We start from the raw sequence: 21,432 nt of genomic DNA on the forward strand, positions 1-21,432 counted from the left end.
TAACCGCTTTTTTCTTCGAATAGCTAGTCATTGGCTTAATTTTGTCCGTATATTGATTACGGTTACAACTACTGAAGGCGTATAGATTAAAACTTTACATGAAACGATTGCTCATTTTTTTTACATGGCTGTGGCTGTTGGTCCCTCTAATTGTGGAGGCTCAACAAGTTCGTGTGTTGAGTGATGGAGTAGAATTTCGTGGAGATTTAGGTACTACTCAGCGTAAGACGGTCATCCTACAGAACGAAACAAATCAAGCAAAAACATATCTCCTAAAAACCCTTCGTGGAAATGTAGGCTCTTCTCAAAAAGTTAGAATTTGCATTGGAGAACAGTGTTATGATCCTAAGAAAGACTTGGCTAAAATAAAATTGACCTTAGAGCCTGGTGAGTTGTTGACAGATCTATACCTAGACTTTGAGATGGGAATAGTGGAGACAAAGGGGTCTTTCGATTTATCATTTGTGAATGAGAGTAATTTGAGAGACTTATTTGTGGTGGAAGCGAGATATCAGGTTGATGATCCTGCCGTAAAAGTCGATGAGTTTGACTACAAGGATATTGTACTTAGTGATGTTTATCCAAACCCAAGTGTGAGAACTGCTCAATTTGATTATAATTTGAAAAATCAGTCTGTCAAGGCTAGAATAGCAATAAATAGTTTCATAGGTAATCCCGTTGCGGATTATGAACTTGATCCTGAAAGGAATAGCTTGTTAATCAGCGTTTCAGATTTCAATCCTGGAATTTATTTCTACACACTTTTCTTGGACAATAAAAATATTGTGACCAAGAAGCTCGTTGTCAAGAAGTAAGACTTGACTGTCCAGCAATCATCCATTTGAATCCGAATAATTATCCCGTATATTTGCGGTCTTGAAAATGAAAATGCGCGTACAATCCATTCTATTACTGATTATTATCATTGCTGCCAGTTCTTGTGGCCCTTTCAATAAGCTTGAAAAAAGCACCAATTGGGAGGAGCTGTACGAGGGAGCAAATAAATATTATCAGGAAGGCGAATACAATAAGGCTATTATCCTGTATGATAAGGTGTTACCTGTGATCAGAGGTAGTGAGAAGGCTGAGTTGGCGGATTATAATTATGCCAATTGTCATTTTAAAACAAAGAGATATATCGAAGCTGCTGGGTATTTCAGCAATTTCTTCAGAACCTATAATAGGAGTCCATTGGCTGAGGAAGCATTATTTATGAATGCTTATTCACTCTACCTTGATGCTCCTGATGCTAATCTCGACCAACAAAGTTCTCAGGAAGCTGTAGCTGCAATTCAGCAGTTTGTAAGCAAGTTTCCTGCTTCTGCTAGCTATGAGCGGGCGATGGATATGCTAGTTGATTTACAAGGCAGATTTGAGCAGAAGGCATACATGGAGTCATCGATGTATTACAGGTTGAAAGATGGTCTGTATCCAGGGGATTTCTATCGTGCCTGTATCATCAACTTTCAGAATTTCATGAAAGATTATCCAGAAAGTGAGCATAATGAAGAGCTTGCCTATAAGCTGGTAGAAGTGAGCACAGGATACGCTGAGAATAGTACTTTCTTTAAAAAGGAAGAGCGATTGAATGATGCGTTGGGTTTTGCGACTTCATTTTATCGTAAATATCCAAACAGTGCTTACACTGGTAAAGTGAAAGAAATTGAAGAGGATGCTAAAGAAGAGTTGGCTGATCATTCTGTCCTTCTAAAGCAATACAATGATAGATTGGCAGATCAACAAACAAAAGCTTTGGAGAATAAGCCTCTCGAAAAAGTCGTAATTAAATAGAACTATAATCAAATAATAATATGGCAATTAATCCATCCATCATTACAAGAGATCTTGATAAAATCGCTGATAAAACAGGCAATATCTACGAATCTCTTCATGTAGTAGGGCAAAGAGCAAAGCAAATCTCCAACACCTTGAAAGAGGAGTTGAACATTAAACTTTCTGAGTTTGCTTCTACGGTTGATAATTTGGAAGAAGTATTTGAAAACAAGGAGCAAATCGAAATCTCCAAGTTCTACGAAAGAATGCCAAAGCCAAGCACACTAGCTATGGAAGAATTCATGGAAGGTAAAGTGTACAGTAGATTCCCGGAAGAACCAACGGCAGAATAATTCTATGAGCCTAAAGGGTAAGAAAATAATTTTAGGCGTGACAGGAAGCATTGCTGCTTACAAGTCCGCGGTTCTTACTCGTTTATTAATTAAAGCAGGAGCAGAAGTGCAAATCATTATGAGCACTTCTGCTTTTGATTTTATCACACCGCTCACGTTAGCGACCCTTTCCAAAAGACCTGTTCTCAGCCAATTTCAGAAGGACGAAACTGGTGTTTGGAACAATCACGTGGAATTGGGGCTCTGGGCGGATTTATTTTTAGTGGCACCTATCAGTGCTAACACCCTGGCAAAATTTGCCAATGGGATTTGCGACAACCTGCTTTCGGCAGTGTATCTGTCGGCAAGATGCCCAGTAATGGTAGCACCGGCGATGGATCTGGATATGTACCAGCATCCATCTGTCCAAGCAAATATTCAGAAATTGGAAGCTTTTGGTAATAGCATTCTTGATGCAGAATCAGGGGAATTAGCAAGCGGGCTTTCCGGTCAAGGTAGAATGATGGAGCCTGAGCATATTGTTGCAAAAGTTGAGCAGTTTTTTTCAACTACCTCTGATTTCGAGGGAAAGAAAGTGCTGATTACTATGGGGCCAACTCAGGAAGCGCTAGACCCGGTAAGATATATCAGCAATCATTCCAGTGGTAAAATGGGCCTTGCGCTGGCCAATGCCTTTCTCGCCAGAGGAGCAGAAGTATTTGTTGTTTCAGGACCGATTGCCTTGAAAGTATCTAAGCAAGCGTTTCATTGGCAGGATGTAAAGTCAGCTCAGGAAATGTTTGAAGCTGCATCAAAGATTCACGCTGAAATGGATATATGTGTATTTGCCGCAGCTGTTGCAGATTATGCTCCGGCAGAAATCGCTCCTGAGAAAATCAAAAAAAGTGATGCAACTCTTTCTATCAGCTTAGCCAAGAATATTGATATAGCAGCAAGTTTAGGAGAAAAGAAAAGGCCTAATCAAGTTCATATTGGTTTTGCTTTGGAAACAGAAAATGAAGCCAAAAATGCACAGAGTAAACTTTCAAAGAAGAATTTTGATATGATTGTGCTGAATTCAACAAAGGAATATGGGGCTGGATTTCAGTTGGATACCAATAAAGTTCATGTTTTTCACGCATCCGGATTGTCTATTGAATCAGAGGTTGCTCCCAAAAATCAAATTGCATCTCTAATAATCGATCAAATCAAAAATATTCCAGTTTGGGTTTGAGCGTAGATATTTCCTTATTTTTAAGTCTATGAAGAAAGGAATTTTTCTAGTACTCCTCTTTTGTTACTCATTCATTGGCTTTTCTCAGGAGCTGAATTTTACGGTGATCATTAATAGCGATCGTGCTAGGATACAAAACACCAATGTATTTGCTCAGATGAAGACCAGTTTTGAGCAATTCCTAAATGGTAGATCTTGGACCACGGATGAGTTTCGACCAGAAGAACGTATCAAGGGAAATCTCCTCATTACGATCAACGACGTACCACAAGTGGGGACTTACAATGCAACGGTTCAGATCCAGACCGTTCGGCCGGTTTACGGGACTAATTACGAAAGCCTGGTTTTTAATTTTGCTGACAGGAACTGGAATTTTGACTACATAGAGTCCCAACCTCTCGAATTTAACCGCTTTACCTACCTGAATAATATTAGCTCCTTGCTGGCCTTCTATGCCCAGATCGCCTTGGGGTTGGATTATGATTCTTACGAAAGTCGTGGAGGAGATGAGTTTTTCGCGGCAGCAAATGATATAGTCAATAATGCGCAGCAATCCGGGAGACCAGGCTGGGTTCAAAGTACCTCGGATCGAAGAAACCGGTATTCGCTGAACAATGATATTTACATCTCTTCGGTTTTTTCGGTAATTCGGGATGCCTATTATTTATACCATCGACAGGGGCTAGATATCTTGCTAATCCGTCCTGAGGAGGCACATACTAATATTCTTGAGGCAATCCGAATTTTGGCTAAGGCTAATGAAACTCAGCCAAATGGGATATTCACTATTATCTTTATGGATGCCAAAAGTGATGAGATTACAGCTGTGATGAAAAATGCTTCTTTAGAGATTCGGACAGAACTTGTCGAATTATTACTGGAAGTAGATCCAAATAATGCGAGAAAGTACAATGAGCTGCTGAAAAGCTAAGCTCGATTTTTTAGTTTTGCCCAAACGAACGACTAACCCATGCTCAAATCTCTCAGCATTTCCAATTATGCTCTGATTGATCAGCTGCACATGCAGCCAAGTCAAGGACTTAGTATGATTACCGGCGAAACAGGTGCTGGGAAATCCATTATGCTGGGGGCTATGGGATTACTCTTGGGAAATAGGTCTGATACCAAGGCATTACTTCATGACGATAAAAAGTGCGTGATAGAAGGTGTGTTTACTATTGAGAATTATGGCTTGAAAGAATTTTTTGATCTAGCTGAGTTGGATTACGAGCCTACCTGTATCATTCGAAGAGAAATCAGTCCTGCAGGCAAATCCCGTTCTTTCGTAAATGACACGCCGGTGCTTTTGGATGTTTTGAAAACTCTGGGAGGATTCCTGATGGATGTACATTCTCAGCACGATACCTTACAGCTTGGTGAGGGAAGCTATCAGCTGGGTTTGGTGGATGCTTTTGCCCAGACACATGAAGAACTGAAAAAATACAAAATCGAATTTAAGGCATTTCAAAAATCGCAGAAGAATTTCAATGAGCTTAGTAGAAGAGCCATTGAATTGCAAAAGGAAGCTGATTTCAATCAATTTCAACTGGAAGAATTGAGTGTTTTAGGGTTAAAAGAGGGTGAACAAGCTGAATTGGAATCAACTCAGGAAGTTCTTGAGAATGCTGAAGAGATCAAGTTGAAGATTAATGAGATGCTCAATTTATTTCAGGATGAGCAATTTGGGATTAGCCAAGGAATGTCTCAAATCCAACATGGGATGCAATCTCTAGAAAGGCTTGCTCATGTATTTGCTACATTGAAGGAGCGGTTTCAAACTGTAAACCTTGAGCTGAAGGATATCGAGCAGACCTTAGGGGACGAAGAAAGCAAGATCGAAATTGATTTTGAACGACTGGATGAGATTCGAGATAGACTTAGTAAGATTTACCAACTTCAGAAAAAACACGGAGTTGGCTCTGTGGAAGAACTGATGAAGCTCGAAAGTGAACTCGCTGATAAGGTTTTTCAAGTTCAGAATTTGGATGAGACCCTATCCACAGCTAAGCTGGAACTTGAGAAAACTAAGGAGCAACTGGAAGATTCTGGCAAATCTCTCAGGAAGAAAAGGCAAGGTTGTTTCGGTGATTTTCAAGCTGCTTTAGAAAATTTACTTGCTGGGCTTGGGATGGAAAACGCCAAAATTGTGATGGAGCATAAATCAATAGATCCGTCCGTAAATGGAATGGATGAGATTGAATTGCTCTTTTCAGCAAACAAGGGGTCATCACCTCAGCCATTGAAAAGGGTTGCCTCTGGAGGTGAATTTTCCCGATTACTTTTTGCGATTAAATACTTGATGGCAGATAAAATGGCTTTACCTACCTTGATTTTTGATGAGATAGATACCGGGATTTCTGGTGAAGTAGCTCTGAAAATGGTGGGTATGATGCAGGATATTTCCAAAAGACATCAAGTGATTTGCATCACACATTTGCCTCAGGTAGCAGGGCAAGGTGATCTACATTACTTTGTGTATAAGGATAATTCATCTGAGAAAACCGTCAGTAAGATTAAGTTGCTTGATCAGGAAGATCGCGTATTGGAGCTTGCCAAAATGATTGCTGGAGCCACGCCATCTGCCTCGGCTATAGAAAGTGCAAAAGAATTACTAAAACGCTAATTGGCTCATTGCATCAATTTCGGGGCTTGAATGATTATTTTTTCCTATTTTTGGGCATTAATTTTTGAAAATAACCCCCTAGCTATATGCCAGATAATTTGCTAAAAGGAAAACTTGGAATCATCACCGGTGCTCTTGATGAAAACTCAATTGCGTGGAAAACAGCACTTAAAGCGAAAGAGCAAGGTGCACGATTTGTACTGACTAATGCGCCGATTGCGATGCGTATGGGTGCGATCAATGAACTTGCAAAGGAATGTGATACCATCGTTATTCCTGCAGATGCTACCAGCACAGAAGATATTGAGAAACTCTACACAGAGGCCAAAGAGTATCTTGGAGGAAACTTTGATTTTCTTCTACATTCCATCGGCATGTCACCAAATATCAGAAAAGGGAGATCTTATGGTGATCTGAACTACGAGTGGGCTATGAAGTCTTATGATGTATCTGCTATCTCTTTCCATAAGATGATGCAGGTAGCTGAGAAACAAGATGTGATGAATGAGTGGGGATCGATTGTAGGTCTATCTTATATCGCAGCTCAGAGAGTATTTCCTTTTTATACGGATATGGCTGACGCCAAAGCATTACTTGAAAGCATTGCGCGCGGATATGGCTATAGATTTGGAAAATTGAAAAAAGTTAGAGTAAATACTATATCACAATCACCTACAAAAACAACTGCAGGTTCTGGAATCGGTGGATTCGATTCCTTCTACAATTTTGCTGAGGCACTTTCTCCACTTGGCAATGCATCAGCAGAAGCCTGTGCAGAATACATTGTGACGATGTTCTCGGATTATACCCGAATGATTACGATGCAAAATCTCTTCCACGACGGTGGATATTCCTTCACAGGAATCTCTGAAGACATCATGGAGAAATTCAAGGATTTGTAAATTTCACCAACAATTCTCAAAAGGCCCTTTGGAATTCTCCTTAGGGCTTTTTTGTGTTCTCACTTCATCATTTTTCAGTTTTTTGTTGTGACTTTTTGACTTAACTTATTTGCTGAATAAGACCATCACCTATGAAAAAAAGACTTTTACTCCTGGCCATTTTTGGCTTTTATCTTTCCTTTCCAGCCTTTTCCCAAATAAAAGCCGCTCCAGACAGAACCGAGGGCGATGGACAATATGGACGGTTGATATTAAGAGGAGTGGTCCTGATAGATGGTACAGGTGCACCGCCAGTAGGTCCTGTAGATATCGTTGTTGAGAAAAATAGGATAGCTCAGATCCAAGTTGTAGGCTATCCTGGATTACCGATTAATGAAAACCGAAGACCAAAAGCTGCACCGGAAGACAAAGTGTATGAGTTGGAAGGGAATTATTTACTTCCTGGTTTTATAGATTCTCATGCTCATATAGGCGGAAGAGGGCAAGGAACACCTGCAGAATATGTATTCAAATTGTGGCTAGCACATGGAGTGACTACCATTCGGGATCCATCGGCAGGAAATGGCTTGGATTGGGTGCTTGATCAAAAGAAAAGATCAGCTGCCAATGAAATTACAGCTCCGCGAATCCTAGCCTATACCAGTTTCGGTCAAGGAGCAAAAGCTCCAATCACAACAGCCGAACAAGCCAAAGCTTGGGTAAATGAGAATGCGAAAAAAGGGGCAGATGGGATTAAATTTTTTGGAGCAAATCCTGAGGTGATGGAAGCTGCAATTTCTGAAAACAAGAGAATTGGACTTCGCTCTGCTATGCATCATCAACAATTGGATGTAGCTCGATGGAATGTGTTGAATTCTGCAAGAGCTGGTTTGACATCAATGGAGCATTGGTATGGTTTGCCAGAGGCCTTATTTGAAAATCGAACGATTCAAGACTTTAGATTAGACTATAATTACCAAAATGAGCAGCATAGGTTTGCTGAGGCAGGAAAACTTTGGAAGCAAGCCGCTCAACCTGGATCTGAGCATTGGAATAAGGTGATGAATGAATTGCTTGAATTGGATTTTACACTAGATCCTACATTTAATATTTATGAAGCCAATCGTGATTTGATGCGTGCCCGTACTGCGGAATGGCATGACGTATATACACTTCCTTCGCTTTGGAGATTCTATGCTCCTAGTCGACAGTCGCACGGATCTTATTGGTTTGATTGGAGTACCGAGGAAGAGATTCAATGGAAGGAAAATTATAAGCTTTGGATGACTTTTGTAAATGAATATAAGAATAAAGGGGGGAGGGTTACAGCAGGTTCAGATTCTGGTTTTATCTATCAACTTTATGGTTTTGCATACATCCGCGAATTGGAATTACTGCGAGAAGCTGGTTTTCATCCGTTGGAAGTACTGAGATCTGCGACTCTTCATGGCGCTGAATTACTTGGAATGGATAAACAAATAGGCTCAGTGGAAGTTGGGAAATTGGCTGATTTTGTCATTTTGGAAGAAAATCCTTTGCAGAATTTAAAAGTGCTCTATGGAACTGGAGCAATTAGAATTGGCGAAAATAATGAACCAATCCGAGTGGGAGGCGTAAAGTACACCGTAAAGGACGGGATAGTATATGACGCTAAAAAGCTCTTGGAAGATGTGAGAGCTATAGTCGATGAGCAAAAAGAGAAGGAAGGATTTACTATCACTCAGCCAGGCTTAGACTGGTAGCCACACCATTGAATCAAGTTAGTCCTGATGTAGACTATTTTCGTCAGGCCAATTAAAAACGAAAACAAGAAATGCCCCAAATCACTGTAAACGGAGTTGATATTTTCTACACGGATCAAGGATTTGGAGATGAAACAATCGTCTTTTCGCACGGCTTACTATGGAGTCATAAAATGTTTGCCGATCAAATCGAGTTTCTGCAGGCACGGTTTAGAGTGATTGCATACGATCACCGAGGTCAAGGTCAGAGCCAAGTTGCGGGTCCATTTGATATGGATACCGTTGCTGCAGATGCAGCAGAGTTGATCGGAAAATTATGCGATGGTCCAGTACATTTTGTAGGACTATCGATGGGGGGATTTGTCGGTATGAGATTGGCTGCTAGGTTTCCTGAATTGATCAAAAGTCTTATTCTTCTAGGGACTTCTGCTAATTCAGAACCTGTAGAAAACTTACCTAAATACAAAACACTCAATGGAATCGTGAAATGGCTTGGTGTCGTGCCACCGGTAGCGAGCAAAGTAATGAAGATCATGTTTGCAGATAGCTGGCTTAACAACCCACTTAACGCCCAGAAAATTGATTTTTGGAAATCAGAGTTGAAAGCAAATAAGAGAAATGTCACTGGAGCTGTGGAAGGAGTGATTTATAGAAAGGGAATAGAACACGAATTAGGAAGCGTTACTTGTCCCACTATGGTGATTGTCGGCGATGAAGATGTAGCAACCAAACCAATAAAATCAAAGTTTATCCAAATGAGTATTCCTAAGTCTAAGTTGCATAGAATCATAGGTGCTGGGCACAGTAGCTCTATAGAAAAACCAAAGGAAGTTAATCGATTAATAGGAGACTGGCTGATTGAGAGAAGTTGATTTTACGGCTGAGTAGATTATCACTTTCAGAAAAATAGTTTTTAATGCATCTAAGGCCTCAATCGAGGCTTTTTTTTGTTTATGTGAAAAATTTTCTTGCTTTTTGAAACCTTTTCTTATATTTACATGTATATACATTAAATACAATAACAAAAGATATGGGGAGCCTAGAAGAAGCAATCAAACAGAAGGAGTTCAAGGATCCGTATAATAAATTAGTGGTCAATTTACTTTATACGCATAGTTATTTGGTTTCAGCTCAAAATGGTGTTTTAAAGCCTTTTGATCTTTCTCCAGAGCAATATAATGTGTTAAGAATATTGAGGGGGCAAAATGGAGTTCCGACTACCGTGTCTTCTATACAGGATAGAATGCTTAACAAAATGTCAAATGCAAGTCGTTTGGTAGATAAATTAAAAGCTAAGCTCTTGATAGAAAGAAGGGAATGTCCTTCTGATAGGCGACAGGTTGATATTGTAATTACTGATAAAGGGCTACAGGTTTTAAATGAATTACAAGCTTACATGGAAGGTTTTAATAATGAGGTGATCAATCTTAATGAGGAAGAAGTAGTTATGATGAATACACTACTCGATAAATTACGAGGCTAAAAAATTTACCCTAATACGTGTCTATACATTTAATATCAATACAAATAAAAATTTAACTAAAACACAAACATTATGAGCACTACAAAATGGATTATCGACCCAACACACTCTGAAGTATCTTTCAAAGTAAAACACCTGGTTATCTCTACAGTAACAGGTTATTTCAGATCATTCGAAGGTTCAGCAGAAAGTTCGTCTGAGGATTTCGATGGAGCAGCAGTTTCATTCTCTGCAGAGATCAATAGCATTGATACCAATCAAAAAGACAGAGATAATCACTTGAAATCAGCAGATTTCTTTGATGCCGAAAATCATCCTAAATTGACTTTCTCAGGAAAAATCAAGAATAACGGAGGTGAATATAAGTTAGTAGGAGATTTGACTTTGAGAGAAACTACTAAAAACGTAGAATTTGATGTTGATTTCGGAGGAGTAGCTGGTGATCCTTACGGACAAACTAAAGCTGGCTTTGAAATTGAAGGAAAAATCAACAGAAAAGAATTCGGTCTTACTTGGTCAGCAGTGACTGAGGCGGGAAGTGTAGTCGTGAGCGATCAAGTTCGTCTACTCCTCAATGTTCAATTAGTGCAGCAAGTTGAAGAATCTGTCGAAGCAAACGGATAATCTAAAAGCTGCCAAATGGCAGCTTTTTTTATAATAAAAAGAAAGGAAAATCTATGCAATCATTAATCACAGGTATCCATCACATCACTGCGATTGCTGGAAACCCACAAGCAAATATTGATTTCTATACCGGAATTCTCGGATTGAGATTAGTGAAAAAGACAATCAATTTTGATGCGCCCGGAGTCTACCATTTCTATTTCGGAGATGAATTGGGAAGACCTGGTACTGTATTTACCACTTTCCCTTTTACTGGCGCTCGCAAAGGTTCCAAAGGAGCGGGGGAGGTTACTTACACTGCATTTTCAGTAGCTGCTGGTTCTTTGGATTATTGGATTGAGCGATTGAAAAAGTTCGGAGTTGCTGTTTCAAATAAACTGACCAGATTTGGTGATCAATTGATCCGTTTTGAAGATCATGACAGCATGGGAATTGAGTTGATCGCAAATGATCAGGATGATAGAACGGGCTGGTCTTATGGACAGGTGCCAATTGAGCATTCGATTAAAGGTTTCTATGGAGCTACTTTAAATCTAAGAGCTAAGGAGTTGACTGAAAAGTTGCTGACTGAGCACATGGATTACCGCTTTATAGGAGAGGAAAATGGCAGATTTCGATATGGTACAGCTGGCAAACCAGGAGATATTGTGGACATAGTGATTGATAAATCTGGGAGCCGTGGAATGCAAAGTGCAGGCACAATTCATCACATTGCTTTCCGCACAGAAAATGCAGCTTCGCAACTTCAAGTTCAGGATAAGCTGATGAGAAATGGCTATCAGGTGACGGAGGTGAAAGATAGAAATTACTTTACTTCAATCTATTTCCGTGAACCAGGTGGAATTCTTTTCGAAGTGGCTACAGACGAACCAGGATTTGCAATTGATGAGGATGAAGCGCACTTGGGCGAGTTGATCAAACTGCCTGAATGGGCTGAGCCAAATCGCAAAAAACTAGAGGAGAGTTTGATTCCAGTAAAATTAAATGTTGAGTCTTATGCCTGAGATAAAAACAGCCGGTATTCCCTTGGATCAAGCAAAAAAAGCTGCCATTCTAATTCATGGTAGAGGAGCAAATGCAGAGAGTATTTTGAGTCTGTCGAAGTACCTTAAGCTAGATGATTATGCGCTTTTGGCTCCAGAAGCTGAAGGAGGTTCATGGTATCCTTACAGTTTCATAGCTCCGGATGAGGCAAATGAGAAAGCTTTAAAAGAGTCATTAGCTACTATTAAAGAAGCGTGGGATATAATTGCTGCTGTTGGTATTTCTTCGGAAAACGTCGTATTTATTGGCTTTTCCCAGGGGGCTTGTCTTAGCCTTGAGTTTGCTACGCAAAATGCTCAAAAACTAGGTGGAGTAATTGCTTTCACGGGTGGGTTGATTGGTGAGACTATTCAGGAGCAGAAATATTCTGGTGATTTTGAAGGCACCCAAATCTTTATTGGAAGTAGCGAGCAAGATTTTCATGTACCACTTTCTAGAATAAAAGAATCAGAAACCCTACTGAGCAGGATGGGGGCAAAAGTGAAATTGTCGATTTTCAAGGATTCCAATCATACTATCCGTCAGGAAGAAATTGATTGGGTCAACGAGAATATATTGTAAATAGGTTTTCTTAATTCAAAAAAACCTCTGGCACTTTGTCAGAGGTTTTTTTTGTGTCAAAAAGAATAACTCACTTGGGAGCCAAGCTCAGGATCCAATTCCACATTAGCAAAGACGCCAATTTCCTGCTGTAGATCTTCCACGTGACTGATGATTCCTACGATCCGGTTTTCGTGGCGAAGTGATTTAAGGGTTTCAAAGACCACCCGAAGGGCATTTTTATCCAAGGCACCAAAACCCTCATCCATAAAGAAGAAACTTTGATCAGCTTGGTTCAGGGCTTTTACTTTTTCTGCCAAAGCCAATGCTAGACAGAGCGAAGCTTGGAAAGTCTGGCCTCCAGAGAGCGTTTTGAGTAGGCGTTTCTTGCCTCCATTCAAATAGTCAATTACCCAGAAAGTATTGTTATCGTCAATTTCCAGGCTAAGTCGATTTTTGCAAAGCTTCATAAAGCGCACATTCGCCGTGTTGCAAAGCTCCTTCAGGTAAATCGAACTGACGAATTTCACGAAACCACTGCCGCGAAATAGATTGTCCAATTCTTTGAGATAGCTTTCTCTGATCTCAAGTTTGGCGAAGTCAGCCTGCAAACTTTTCTTTTCGGCTAGTTTTGAGATTGCTTCCTGTATTTCCTTGTCAAGCAATAAGACTTGATTTTGGAAAGATTCAGCGTTGGTTTTTAAGTTTTCGAAAGAGGTAGCTAGCTCCTGAAAGGCTTGTTCCTGAAAATCGTCTACACCTTTCTCGGCTTCTAATTCTTGAATTCTATTTTCGGCGATATCATGCTTCCTGTCAAAGTCCGCAACTTCCCGAGCTACCTTCTCCGCATCTAGTGAATGCTGGAATAAGCTAATCAATCGCTCCTCATCTTGGAATCCATGCTTGATTTTCAAAGCTTCAAAATCTGCGGTTAGCTTTTCGAGCTTTGTCGAACTCTCATCACGCAGCTGAATGAAATTTGATAAGTCGGCTAAGTTTTTATCCGCTACACTACGTTTTTCGCGCAAGTGCTTTTGCTTTCCTTCCAGTGATTTCAATGCGTCTTCTATGTCTTTTTCCACTTTATCTATCGCAAATCGGATTTGCTCAGATTCTTTGGTGAAAAACTGTTTACAGAAAACCATATCTCGAATTTCTTCTTTCTTCGAGGAAATATTGGATAGTACAGATTGCAGTTTCAACTGTGCTTGTTGCAAATCCTTTTCAGATTGATCAATCGAAATTCGCTCTGCATCCCAGTTTTTGCGAAGGGATTTTACTTCTTGGATCAGCTTTTCCCGACTTTGAGAGTTTCTTTCTATTGCCTGAATTTTCGAAAGTAGTGCTTCGTGAGATTCTATTCCCTCTTTAGCTAAAGTAGCTTTTAAAGTGCTGAGGATTTGCTTCGTTTCTTGTAATTCAGAGCTTTTTGAGGCAGTATTTTTTTGATTGTTTTCTAACTGAAATGTCAACTCTCCGAAACTGGATTTAGAAGTTTGAATCTGATCTAAAAGTACCTTTGCTTCCTGAATTTCAAGATCTTTTTGGCCTAAGTTATTTTCATCATTGCCTTCCAATGGATTCGGGTGATCTATTGCACCGCAAAGTGGACAAGCCTCTCCGTTATGAAGCAAGTGAACATGCGCAGCAAGTCCTTGCTTTTGCATCAGGATATCGCGCTCTTTCTCCAGTTTTTGAATAGTTGCTTTCTGGGTTGTTAACCAATTTTCGAAAGAGTCTTCATTAGCAGGAAAAGTGCTTTTCAGAGATTCCAATTTTTCTTCGATTCGCCTTACTTCTTTTGCTAATTCATTCTCCTCGGATTGAAGTCTGCTCAATTGAACTTCGAGGGTTTTCCAGTCTTTAGCTGAGCTAATAAGGTTTGCCAATTGTGAGCTGTCAGTAGAGCTTATCTTTTCCGCCTCAGTTTCTAGCTCAGCAATTTTTGATTCTAATGTTTTTTGAGCCTCTTTTTTAGTCTTGATTGAAGGGTGCAAATTGAGCAGCGTGGAATTCGCAACTTCTCGCTGAGTTTCTAGCAATTGGATTTCTATGACTTTTTTCAAATCACGGATTTTTGCTTCTCTTTGCGGTCGTTCCTGATTCTTTTTTTTGAGCTCTTCCTCTTCTTTTTCCAGATCAGCAACTTCTTTTGCAAACTCTATTTTAAAGCGCTCACAGTCAATTACGCTTACTTTATACTTTTCCAAGTCAGCGTTGGTGTCACGAATTAGATCCCAAACAGGACGAAGATGTGTCTTAGCTTTGATGAATTCAGAATGAAGCTGACGCTGTTTTTCAATTTCGGGACGTTGAAAATTCAAACTTTCTCTCTCAGTTCTGAACTTCAGCAATTGCTGGTTTTTAGCTCGCAGGTTTTCTTGAAGCCGAATTTCAGTTTCAGCAATTTTTAGCTTTTGCGAAGCGTCAGTTGCATGGGTTTTTAGCTCAGAAAAATGACCTTGCTTTTCTATCAGTACTTCTTCTGAATATTCTTCCAAGCCCTGCAATTGAGTTTCCAAACGGATTTTCTGCTCTTTCACAGCCTTTAGAATTAAGCCGGTCTTAAAGGATAAGTCAAATCGCTCCAAACCAAAAAGCTCCTTCATCATCTTTGCCTGATCCAAAGGTTTTTGGTCTATGAACTCTCTGAATTTACCTTGAGGGATAATGACTGTCTGTTTGAAATGCTCCTTTTTCATGCCGACAATTTCTTCCGCTCTGGCAGTTACTGGTTCCCAATTGCCATCCACTTTTTCATAGAAAGTATGCTCAGCTGGCTTGATGTCGTCAAAATTCTTTGGATTTCTCTTTGCTGAATAGCGCGCCAAATAAGTTTTTGCATTGTTTTTCCCTGAGCTGAATTCAAAATTCAAAAGAAGTAGATCACTCTGGAGATTGACCATGCTATTCTTTTCTCCACGATCTGAAAGGCGTTCTGTACTTCCGTAAAGGGCTAAAAGTACAGCTTCCAGGATGGATGATTTCCCACTTCCCACCGCGCCGAAAATTCCAAATAATCCTGCCGCAGTCAGCTTATCAAATTCTATAATCTGCTTTTCTTTGTAGGAATACAATCCCTGAATTTCAAGTTTAATAGGGATCATACTTCGTCGTTTTGGCTGATAACTTCTTTGAAAATGGAGAGCAACTCTACATTTGGCTCCTGGCCCTTATCACTTTGGTAGAAAAGTTTGAAAAGGCTTTCCATATCTTTTCCTAGGTCTTCGACCTGAAGACTGGAGTTTTCCCGACCCAAAGGGTTTTTGATCTGCGGAATCAAATTCACAATACCATCGTGGGCTTTCATTATCGCTTTCCGGGTTGCGGCTTCTATAGAGTTTTCGGTGATGTAAGTCAGTTCCACAAAACAATAGGGGTTTTCTTCCAGCCAAGCTAAGGTATCGGGAAGGTTATCGAAGGTTCTGCGGAATAGAGGCCTTCCTTGCTTCAATCCTATTGGACGGTAATTCACTGGTTTTCCCGGCTCCCCTTCGATGATAACCACTTGCTTTTCCTGATCCGCTTCGCTAAAAGAATAGGCGAGAGGCGAACTGGAATAAACAACTGGACAGTGCTCATGTCCGACTGCATGGTAGCGATGCAAATGCCCCAAGGCCGCGTATTGAATTTGTGACGGGATATTTCTGGTGAAAAGAGCCTGCGTTCCTCCCACGTGGAGAATTGGTCTTTCGGATTCCGGTTCAGGCTCAGGCTTCTCACCTTCCTTCATAAAGAAAAAGTGCCCTGCAAAGAGATTTACTCCTTGCTCATTACAATATTGATCAGCAATTTTCTTCCAATTAGCTCCCATCACATTGCGGAATTCCTCCTCACGATCTCCTTCACCCAGATAAGTCTTCATGGAAACTTCATTTGCATAAGGCGCCAAAATCACCCGAATAGGAAAGTCATTTTCAGGCAATTTCATTTCTACAAAACCTTCATCAGATTGTGTGATTTCTATGCCATTGTCCAGTTTCCCGATTGGGATGATCGTGTCGTATTTTCCATAGAAAAAGATCCCCATATCACGGGCCAGTGGATCCGGAGCTTCTACGAATTGCGTGCTATCATGATTTCCTGAGATGGCTATAATGGGCCTTTTTCCTCCTTTTGAGAGTCTTCGAAGTGATTTGTAAAGCAACTCTACAGCTTCATGACTTGGATTGAATGTGTCAAAAATATCGCCAGCTAGCAGTATCAAATCTACATTCTCACGATCTGCGATCTGCTGGATTTCTTCCAGAACCAGTTTTTGCTCTTCCAGTCGGGAGAATTCCTGTAGCCTTTTTCCCAAATGCCAATCTGCTGTGTGGAGGATTTTGATCATGCTTAGTCTAAAAATGAATGAAAAACTAAGTTACTTCAGTGGCGGACTTGCTGCAAGTCATTTGATACAATTGACATTAATTGGCATCTTTATTGGAATGGCAGGCGATAATTCAGGATATTCTATGTGGAATTGGCTTCTTATTTTAGTTGCGTCACTCATGCCAGCAGAAAATGCTCAGCCTGATTTGGCACCGGATGCCTTGCTGATACAAGAGGGGACAGCCAGTTTCTATGGTCGCAGATTTCATTTGAAAAAAACATCCAATGGGGAGATTTTTCATATGGATAGCTTAACGGCTGCACATAAGACTTTGCCTTTCAATACGCTAGTCAAAGTGACCCGGGAAGATAATGGCGAATTTGTCTGGGTCAGGATCAACGATAGACTTCCCAGAACTTCCAGACGTATTATTGATTTGTCAAGAGCCGCGGGTACCCAACTAGGTTTGCTTGATGATGGAATTACTAAAGTGCGGATTGAGGTGGAGAACATTGAAGAGATCGATAGACTCATCGAATACTTTGGAGACGATCCTCCTGCTACCATGAGGTTAAGGCCTGTAGATCTTGCAATTGGCGCGCCATCCAAGGAACTTGATACTTCTTTACCCGAATTTTAGAATCATTAACATCCTTTCAACAATAAAGATTTTGACATTGAAGAATAAGTTAGTTTCTTAATAGCTGAAACTACTATTTCAATGAAAAACTCTACTCTACTACTTTTCGGTTTTTTAATAGTCCTATTTTCTGCCTGTAAGGAAGATAAGGAAAAGGTCGAAGAAGCTCCCACAGAATCCTTTCGAAACGAAGTTGCTGCCACTGAGGTAAATGTCGCCACGGCTGAGCGCAAAAGCTTCGATTACCTAATCAATGCTACTGGGAAACTTGAGGCGGGCGCCGAAGTTCTAGCAGTGATAGAACAAGCGGGCTACCTACTTGAAGTGAATGTCCGGGAAGGGCAGTTTGTCAAGAAAGGAGATGTTATAGCTACGCTGGATGCTACAGAAGCAGAATTCAGATTGGAGAAGGCAAAGATTTCTCTGCGCAATGCTAATGCTGAGTACGAATCCCAGAAGATGGGTTTTGAAACACTTTTCAGTTCAGATAATGAAGCCCAAAAAGAGGTGGTAGATGAACAACTTCGAGCCAAGTCAGGTCTTTTTCTTAGTGAAGTAGAGCTCAAAGAAGCCCAAATGGCATTTGATAGAAGCGTCGTAAAAGCTCCGATTTCAGGGCAGGTGGCGGATCTCAAGTACAAAGCAGGAAGTTTGGTCGGTGCAAGTACTGAGCTTTGCCAGATTTTAGGAACCAATGAATTCATTTTGAAAGTAAAAGTGCTGGAATCTGAGATTAGCTTGATATCCATCAACCAAAATGCTGAGGTTTATCCAATTTCCAATACCCAAACTGCCCTCAGTGGCCGCGTGACAGGAATTAATCCTAAAGTAGATGAAAGTGGATTAGTGCAGGTATCCATTACTTTGGCAGCAAATAAAAATCTTCTGCCGGGAATGAATGCCCGGGCAATTATCCGTGCTCCGCAAAGTAATTCTTTAGTAGTTCCGAAAGATGCGCTAGTCTACAGATCAGGAAGAGCGGTAGTGTTCTCTATAGAGAATAAAGAGTCAAAATGGAATTATGTAGAAGTGGGCAAAGACAATGGAGAGGAAGTGGAGATTCTTGAAGGACTTGAAGAAAACAGCACCGTAATCACTTCCAACAACCTTCAACTTGCGCATCAAGCTCCGGTTCAAATCGTAAAAGAATAAGCCATGGTTAGATTTTTACTGGCCCGGCCGATTGCAGTTTTTATGACTTTTATGGCTTTGATGGTATTTGCCTTCATCGTCCTACGCACACTGCCAATTTCGCTTTTGCCACCGATCGACGTACCGCAAATCGTGGTGAAGGTCAGTTATCCCAATGCTTCTCCCGAAGCTATAGAGCAAAATGTCCTGAATCCCATCCGAGAAGGATTGATCACGCTGAACGGCCTGGAGGAAATGGACTCTAAAGCAGGGTCAGAAGTGGGAACGATCCGCTTGACTTTTGACTATAGTACGCAGATGGAGTTAGCTTACATCGACGTCAATGAAAAAATAGACCGATTGACCAATGGGCTTCCCCAAGATCTGGGACGTCCTGAGGTCATCCGAATCAATACTTCAGATATTCCTGTCGCTCGTGTGCAGGTGGTGCCAAAAGAAGGAGCGGATGAAGTAGAAGTAAGTTTATTGGCTGAAAATGTCCTTAAGAAAAGAATAGAGCAGCTTCCCGGAGTTTCTCTGGTGGATATCAATGGAAAAAAGGACAGGATTATCACCGTAAAGCCAAATGAGGAGGCATTGTCCGCTTTAGGTATGACCCAGCAAAATGTGATTTCGGCGATCCAATCCGGTAATTCAGAGCTTCCGGGGATTTCAGTAAAAGATGGGCAGTTTCGTTATTACCTTCGTTTGGCGACGAGAGTTGATACACCAAAAGACATTGAGAGCTTGCCGGTAGCGGCATCTTCAGGTGTGATTATTCCATTGGGTAAACTTGCCGAGGTAAATTATGAGACGCAAGAAACGCTGGGGTATCACCTTTTTGGTACTCAGGAAAGTCTGGTGATTACCGTTCACAAGCAGGCTTCTGCCAAAATGAACGAGTTGATTCCTGCACTCAAAGAGGCGATCGAGTTATTCAAAGAGGATTATCCCCAAGTGGATTTTGAGATCACTCAGGATCAGTCAAATCTCCTGAATGCTGCCATTTCCAACTTGGAAACTTCCTTACTTTTTGGAGGTGTTTTCGCTTTCGCTGTGCTTTTCCTCTTTATGAAGGATTATCGACTTCCGCTGATAATTGGGGTGAGTTTGCCGTCTTCCTTGCTTATTTCCTTTCTGATTTTCTACTTTTTTGATCTTTCGATCAATATCATTTCCCTCTCAGGTTTGGCACTTGGGATCGGGATGCTGATTGATAACGCAATCATCGTTTTGGATAATATTACCAGGAAGAGGGAAAGTGGTTTACCGTTGTTCGAAGCTTGTGTAGAAGGGGTGGATGAGGTGATGGGAGCGCTTATAAGTTCTGTATTGACCACGCTGGCAGTGTTTGTGCCGTTGGTGTTTTTGAGTGGAATCTCTGGTGCTTTGTTTTTTGATCAGGCAGTTGCGGTGACTGCAATTCTCTCAGTTTCCCTAGCAGTGGCTTTTATCCTGCTACCCATGCTGTATTTTCTGATGTTTTCGCGGAGCAAGAAAGCTTATGATGACGGAGAAGGCGTGTTTTTTAGTAAGGTTTTAGGATTGTATGAATTTGGCTACCGCAAAATAAGTGGAAGTAGAAAAACTGCAATGTTGGTGTTTTTATTACTAATTCCACTTGGGTTGGGAGTTAGTTTGATGCTAAAAACGACCGGGCTCCCAGAGATAGAAAAGCTGGATGCGACACTCGATGTGGATTGGTCTGAGCCAATTTCAGCTTCAGAAAATAGAGACCGTGTTTTGACACTCCTCAAAAGCCTGGAAGGAACCTATTCTCAGGCCGAGGCAGATGTGGGAGTAAAGCAATTTTTACTTTTCGATGGGGAAAACTCCATTCAGCAATCCTTACTCTATTTCCTTTTCCCATCTGTAGAAGAAAAGGAAGTGGCCATCAAAGATCTCGAAGCTACATTGAAAAAAAATTATCCAGAAGCATCCTTTACGCTGGGTGATGCGCCAAATGCCTTTGATCAGTTGTTCAGTTCTGACATGCCTTTCTACGAAGTGAGATGGAAAGATCTGGCATCCAAGGAACCAGTTCCCGAGGATAAAATGGATCCTTGGCTCAGTCAATTCCCAACTCAAGAGTGGGAGCGGGGACCTGGGTTGATGAAAGAAGCTTCAGTGGTCTTTACGCTTCGTGCAGATAAGATGGCTACCTATCAGATTCCAGTAGATGCTATTCAAACGCTGATTTCCAGGTTATTTGGAAGTTATACGATTACCGATATTCGACGCTTTGGAGAGATCACTCCAATCCGATTGAAGGAGCCAAATGCACGGTTTGAAGATATCCTTCGTACTACCAGAGTGGTGGCCTCGGATACGACTTCATATATTCTTGGCGAATTTGTAGAATATGGATACGAGGATCATTACAAATATGTGACTGCTGATAAAGGAGGTATTTATCAATCTCTGAATGTGACCGCAGAGAATCCGGATGAGAACGCTAGTGCATACAATCGCTGGGGACAGGACAAAAATCTCGGTGTAACTGTAGTCGGTCAGTACTTCAAGGACAAGGAGAATATCCGCCAGTTGATAGGGATTTTGTTGATATCTGTGTTGCTACTTTACTTTATTTTGGCAGCTCAGTTTGAGAGTTTTATCCAGCCATTGATCGTGGTGTTTACCCTTCCTTTGGGAATCGGTGGAGCATTTTTGGTACTGTGGATTTTCGGAGCTTCGCTAAATGTGATGTCTGCTATCGGTCTGGTGGTGATGCTGGGAATCATGGTAAATGATGCGATCTTGAAGATCGATACCATTAATAGACTTCGAACAACTTATGTGGAGTCGGATGATATTTCTGCCGCACAAGCACTTGAAATGGCACTTCATAAAGCTGGTCAGATTCGTCTCAAGCCTATCTTGATGACTTCGATTACGACTATTTTGGCATTGATTCCAATCGTATTTAGCAGCGGCTTGGGAGCTGATTTGCAGCGGCCTTTGGTCTTTGCAGTGATTGGGGGTCTGACTATCGGTACACTTACCGCATTATATTTTGTGCCTTTGGCTTACTGGTTTACAGTTTCTAAGAAATCATTGAAAACGGCATAAT

Annotated in this window: 18 protein-coding genes; 16 read left to right on the forward strand and 2 right to left on the reverse strand. The window is 41.0% G+C overall.

From position 1 onward, the window contains the following. Positions 1–98 precede the first annotated feature (98 nt). The 13 genes from AACZ87_RS07715 to AACZ87_RS07775 all read left to right on the forward strand — a co-directional run bounded on the left by AACZ87_RS07715 (position 99) and on the right by AACZ87_RS07775 (position 12,297). On the forward strand, positions 99–815 hold the full coding sequence (locus AACZ87_RS07715) for a T9SS type A sorting domain-containing protein (protein WP_339866150.1): 717 nt from the start codon (positions 99–101) through the stop codon (positions 813–815). Between the two features lie 67 nt (positions 816–882). Next, positions 883–1,791: an outer membrane protein assembly factor BamD gene (gene bamD / locus AACZ87_RS07720; RefSeq protein WP_339866151.1), complete on the forward strand. Its 909-nt coding sequence runs from the start codon at positions 883–885 to the stop codon at positions 1,789–1,791. 20 nt (positions 1,792–1,811) lie between these two features. Next, a complete protein-coding gene (locus tag AACZ87_RS07725) occupies positions 1,812–2,126 on the forward strand; it encodes a DNA-directed RNA polymerase subunit omega (RefSeq protein WP_339866152.1) in 315 nt (104 codons plus the stop codon). A 4-nt stretch (positions 2,127–2,130) separates the two neighbouring features. Next, positions 2,131–3,339, forward strand: coding sequence for a bifunctional phosphopantothenoylcysteine decarboxylase/phosphopantothenate--cysteine ligase CoaBC (gene coaBC / locus AACZ87_RS07730; protein ID WP_339866154.1), 1,209 nt, complete (start codon positions 2,131–2,133; stop codon positions 3,337–3,339). A 28-nt stretch (positions 3,340–3,367) separates the two neighbouring features. Then, entirely contained in the window at positions 3,368–4,270 is a 903-nt protein-coding gene (locus AACZ87_RS07735; RefSeq protein WP_339866156.1) for a DUF4835 family protein, read from the forward strand. Between the two features lie 39 nt (positions 4,271–4,309). Further along, entirely contained in the window at positions 4,310–5,962 is a 1,653-nt protein-coding gene (recN, locus tag AACZ87_RS07740) for a DNA repair protein RecN (protein WP_339866157.1), read from the forward strand. An 86-nt stretch (positions 5,963–6,048) separates the two neighbouring features. Continuing rightward, a complete protein-coding gene (locus AACZ87_RS07745; protein WP_339866159.1) occupies positions 6,049–6,864 on the forward strand; it encodes an SDR family oxidoreductase in 816 nt (271 codons plus the stop codon). Positions 6,865–6,995: 131 nt separating this feature from the next. Beyond that, entirely contained in the window at positions 6,996–8,585 is a 1,590-nt protein-coding gene (locus AACZ87_RS07750) for an amidohydrolase family protein (protein WP_339866161.1), read from the forward strand. A gap of 71 nt (positions 8,586–8,656) precedes the next feature. Further along, positions 8,657–9,457 (forward strand): alpha/beta hydrolase, encoded by an 801-nt coding sequence (locus tag AACZ87_RS07755; protein WP_339866162.1) that lies wholly within the window; start codon positions 8,657–8,659, stop codon positions 9,455–9,457. 158 nt (positions 9,458–9,615) lie between these two features. Continuing rightward, entirely contained in the window at positions 9,616–10,068 is a 453-nt protein-coding gene (locus AACZ87_RS07760) for a MarR family transcriptional regulator (protein WP_339866164.1), read from the forward strand. A 72-nt stretch (positions 10,069–10,140) separates the two neighbouring features. After that, entirely contained in the window at positions 10,141–10,692 is a 552-nt protein-coding gene (locus AACZ87_RS07765) for a YceI family protein (RefSeq protein WP_283414003.1), read from the forward strand. Between the two features lie 53 nt (positions 10,693–10,745). Continuing rightward, the gene (locus tag AACZ87_RS07770) at positions 10,746–11,696 is read left to right on the forward strand and encodes a ring-cleaving dioxygenase (RefSeq protein ID WP_339866168.1); all 951 of its coding nucleotides are present in this window, start codon (positions 10,746–10,748) and stop codon (positions 11,694–11,696) included. Further along, positions 11,689–12,297: a dienelactone hydrolase family protein gene (locus AACZ87_RS07775; protein ID WP_339866170.1), complete on the forward strand. Its 609-nt coding sequence runs from the start codon at positions 11,689–11,691 to the stop codon at positions 12,295–12,297. The genes AACZ87_RS07770 and AACZ87_RS07775 overlap by 8 nt, the downstream gene beginning before the upstream one ends. Positions 12,298–12,353: 56 nt before the next feature. On the opposite strand, the gene AACZ87_RS07780 is transcribed toward AACZ87_RS07775, so the two are convergent. Both AACZ87_RS07780 and AACZ87_RS07785 read right to left on the reverse strand, forming a co-directional pair. Continuing rightward, positions 12,354–15,383 carry an SMC family ATPase gene (locus AACZ87_RS07780; RefSeq protein ID WP_339866172.1) on the reverse strand — a complete coding sequence of 1,010 codons (3,030 nt, stop codon included), beginning with the start codon at positions 15,381–15,383 and terminating at the stop codon, positions 12,354–12,356. Continuing rightward, positions 15,380–16,609, reverse strand: a complete 1,230-nt coding sequence (locus tag AACZ87_RS07785) for an exonuclease SbcCD subunit D (RefSeq protein ID WP_339866174.1) — start codon at positions 16,607–16,609, stop codon at positions 15,380–15,382. Before AACZ87_RS07785 ends, AACZ87_RS07780 begins: the two co-directional genes overlap by 4 nt. Positions 16,610–16,622: 13 nt before the next feature. Between AACZ87_RS07785 and AACZ87_RS07790 the strand changes: the two genes are divergently transcribed. The 3 genes from AACZ87_RS07790 (at position 16,623) to AACZ87_RS07800 (ending at position 21,431) form a co-directional block, all read left to right on the forward strand. Further along, positions 16,623–17,231 (forward strand): septal ring lytic transglycosylase RlpA family protein, encoded by a 609-nt coding sequence (locus AACZ87_RS07790; protein ID WP_339866176.1) that lies wholly within the window; start codon positions 16,623–16,625, stop codon positions 17,229–17,231. Between the two features lie 81 nt (positions 17,232–17,312). Next, positions 17,313–18,383 carry an efflux RND transporter periplasmic adaptor subunit gene (locus AACZ87_RS07795; RefSeq protein WP_339866178.1) on the forward strand — a complete coding sequence of 357 codons (1,071 nt, stop codon included), beginning with the start codon at positions 17,313–17,315 and terminating at the stop codon, positions 18,381–18,383. Positions 18,384–18,386: 3 nt separating this feature from the next. Further along, entirely contained in the window at positions 18,387–21,431 is a 3,045-nt protein-coding gene (locus AACZ87_RS07800; protein WP_339866180.1) for an efflux RND transporter permease subunit, read from the forward strand. Position 21,432: the final 1 nt, after the last annotated feature.

The organism is uncultured Algoriphagus sp. (assembly GCF_963974365.1).
GTDB lineage: Bacteria > Bacteroidota > Bacteroidia > Cytophagales > Cyclobacteriaceae > Algoriphagus.

What these genes read in the sequence shown, in the direction of transcription:
- AACZ87_RS07715 (WP_339866150.1), top strand. Translation starts at nt 99, where the DNA reads ATGAAACGATTGCTCATTTTTTTTACATGGCTGTGGCTGTTGGTCCCT.
- bamD (WP_339866151.1), top strand. Translation starts at nt 883, where the DNA reads ATGAAAATGCGCGTACAATCCATTCTATTACTGATTATTATCATTGCT.
- AACZ87_RS07725 (WP_339866152.1), top strand. Translation starts at nt 1,812, where the DNA reads ATGGCAATTAATCCATCCATCATTACAAGAGATCTTGATAAAATCGCT.
- coaBC (WP_339866154.1), top strand. Translation starts at nt 2,131, where the DNA reads ATGAGCCTAAAGGGTAAGAAAATAATTTTAGGCGTGACAGGAAGCATT.
- AACZ87_RS07735 (WP_339866156.1), top strand. Translation starts at nt 3,368, where the DNA reads ATGAAGAAAGGAATTTTTCTAGTACTCCTCTTTTGTTACTCATTCATT.
- recN (WP_339866157.1), top strand. Translation starts at nt 4,310, where the DNA reads ATGCTCAAATCTCTCAGCATTTCCAATTATGCTCTGATTGATCAGCTG.
- AACZ87_RS07745 (WP_339866159.1), top strand. Translation starts at nt 6,049, where the DNA reads ATGCCAGATAATTTGCTAAAAGGAAAACTTGGAATCATCACCGGTGCT.
- AACZ87_RS07750 (WP_339866161.1), top strand. Translation starts at nt 6,996, where the DNA reads ATGAAAAAAAGACTTTTACTCCTGGCCATTTTTGGCTTTTATCTTTCC.
- AACZ87_RS07755 (WP_339866162.1), top strand. Translation starts at nt 8,657, where the DNA reads ATGCCCCAAATCACTGTAAACGGAGTTGATATTTTCTACACGGATCAA.
- AACZ87_RS07760 (WP_339866164.1), top strand. Translation starts at nt 9,616, where the DNA reads ATGGGGAGCCTAGAAGAAGCAATCAAACAGAAGGAGTTCAAGGATCCG.
- AACZ87_RS07765 (WP_283414003.1), top strand. Translation starts at nt 10,141, where the DNA reads ATGAGCACTACAAAATGGATTATCGACCCAACACACTCTGAAGTATCT.
- AACZ87_RS07770 (WP_339866168.1), top strand. Translation starts at nt 10,746, where the DNA reads ATGCAATCATTAATCACAGGTATCCATCACATCACTGCGATTGCTGGA.
- AACZ87_RS07775 (WP_339866170.1), top strand. Translation starts at nt 11,689, where the DNA reads ATGCCTGAGATAAAAACAGCCGGTATTCCCTTGGATCAAGCAAAAAAA.
- AACZ87_RS07780 (WP_339866172.1), bottom strand. Translation starts at nt 15,383, where the DNA reads ATGATCCCTATTAAACTTGAAATTCAGGGATTGTATTCCTACAAAGAA.
- AACZ87_RS07785 (WP_339866174.1), bottom strand. Translation starts at nt 16,609, where the DNA reads ATGATCAAAATCCTCCACACAGCAGATTGGCATTTGGGAAAAAGGCTA.
- AACZ87_RS07790 (WP_339866176.1), top strand. Translation starts at nt 16,623, where the DNA reads ATGAATGAAAAACTAAGTTACTTCAGTGGCGGACTTGCTGCAAGTCAT.
- AACZ87_RS07795 (WP_339866178.1), top strand. Translation starts at nt 17,313, where the DNA reads ATGAAAAACTCTACTCTACTACTTTTCGGTTTTTTAATAGTCCTATTT.
- AACZ87_RS07800 (WP_339866180.1), top strand. Translation starts at nt 18,387, where the DNA reads ATGGTTAGATTTTTACTGGCCCGGCCGATTGCAGTTTTTATGACTTTT.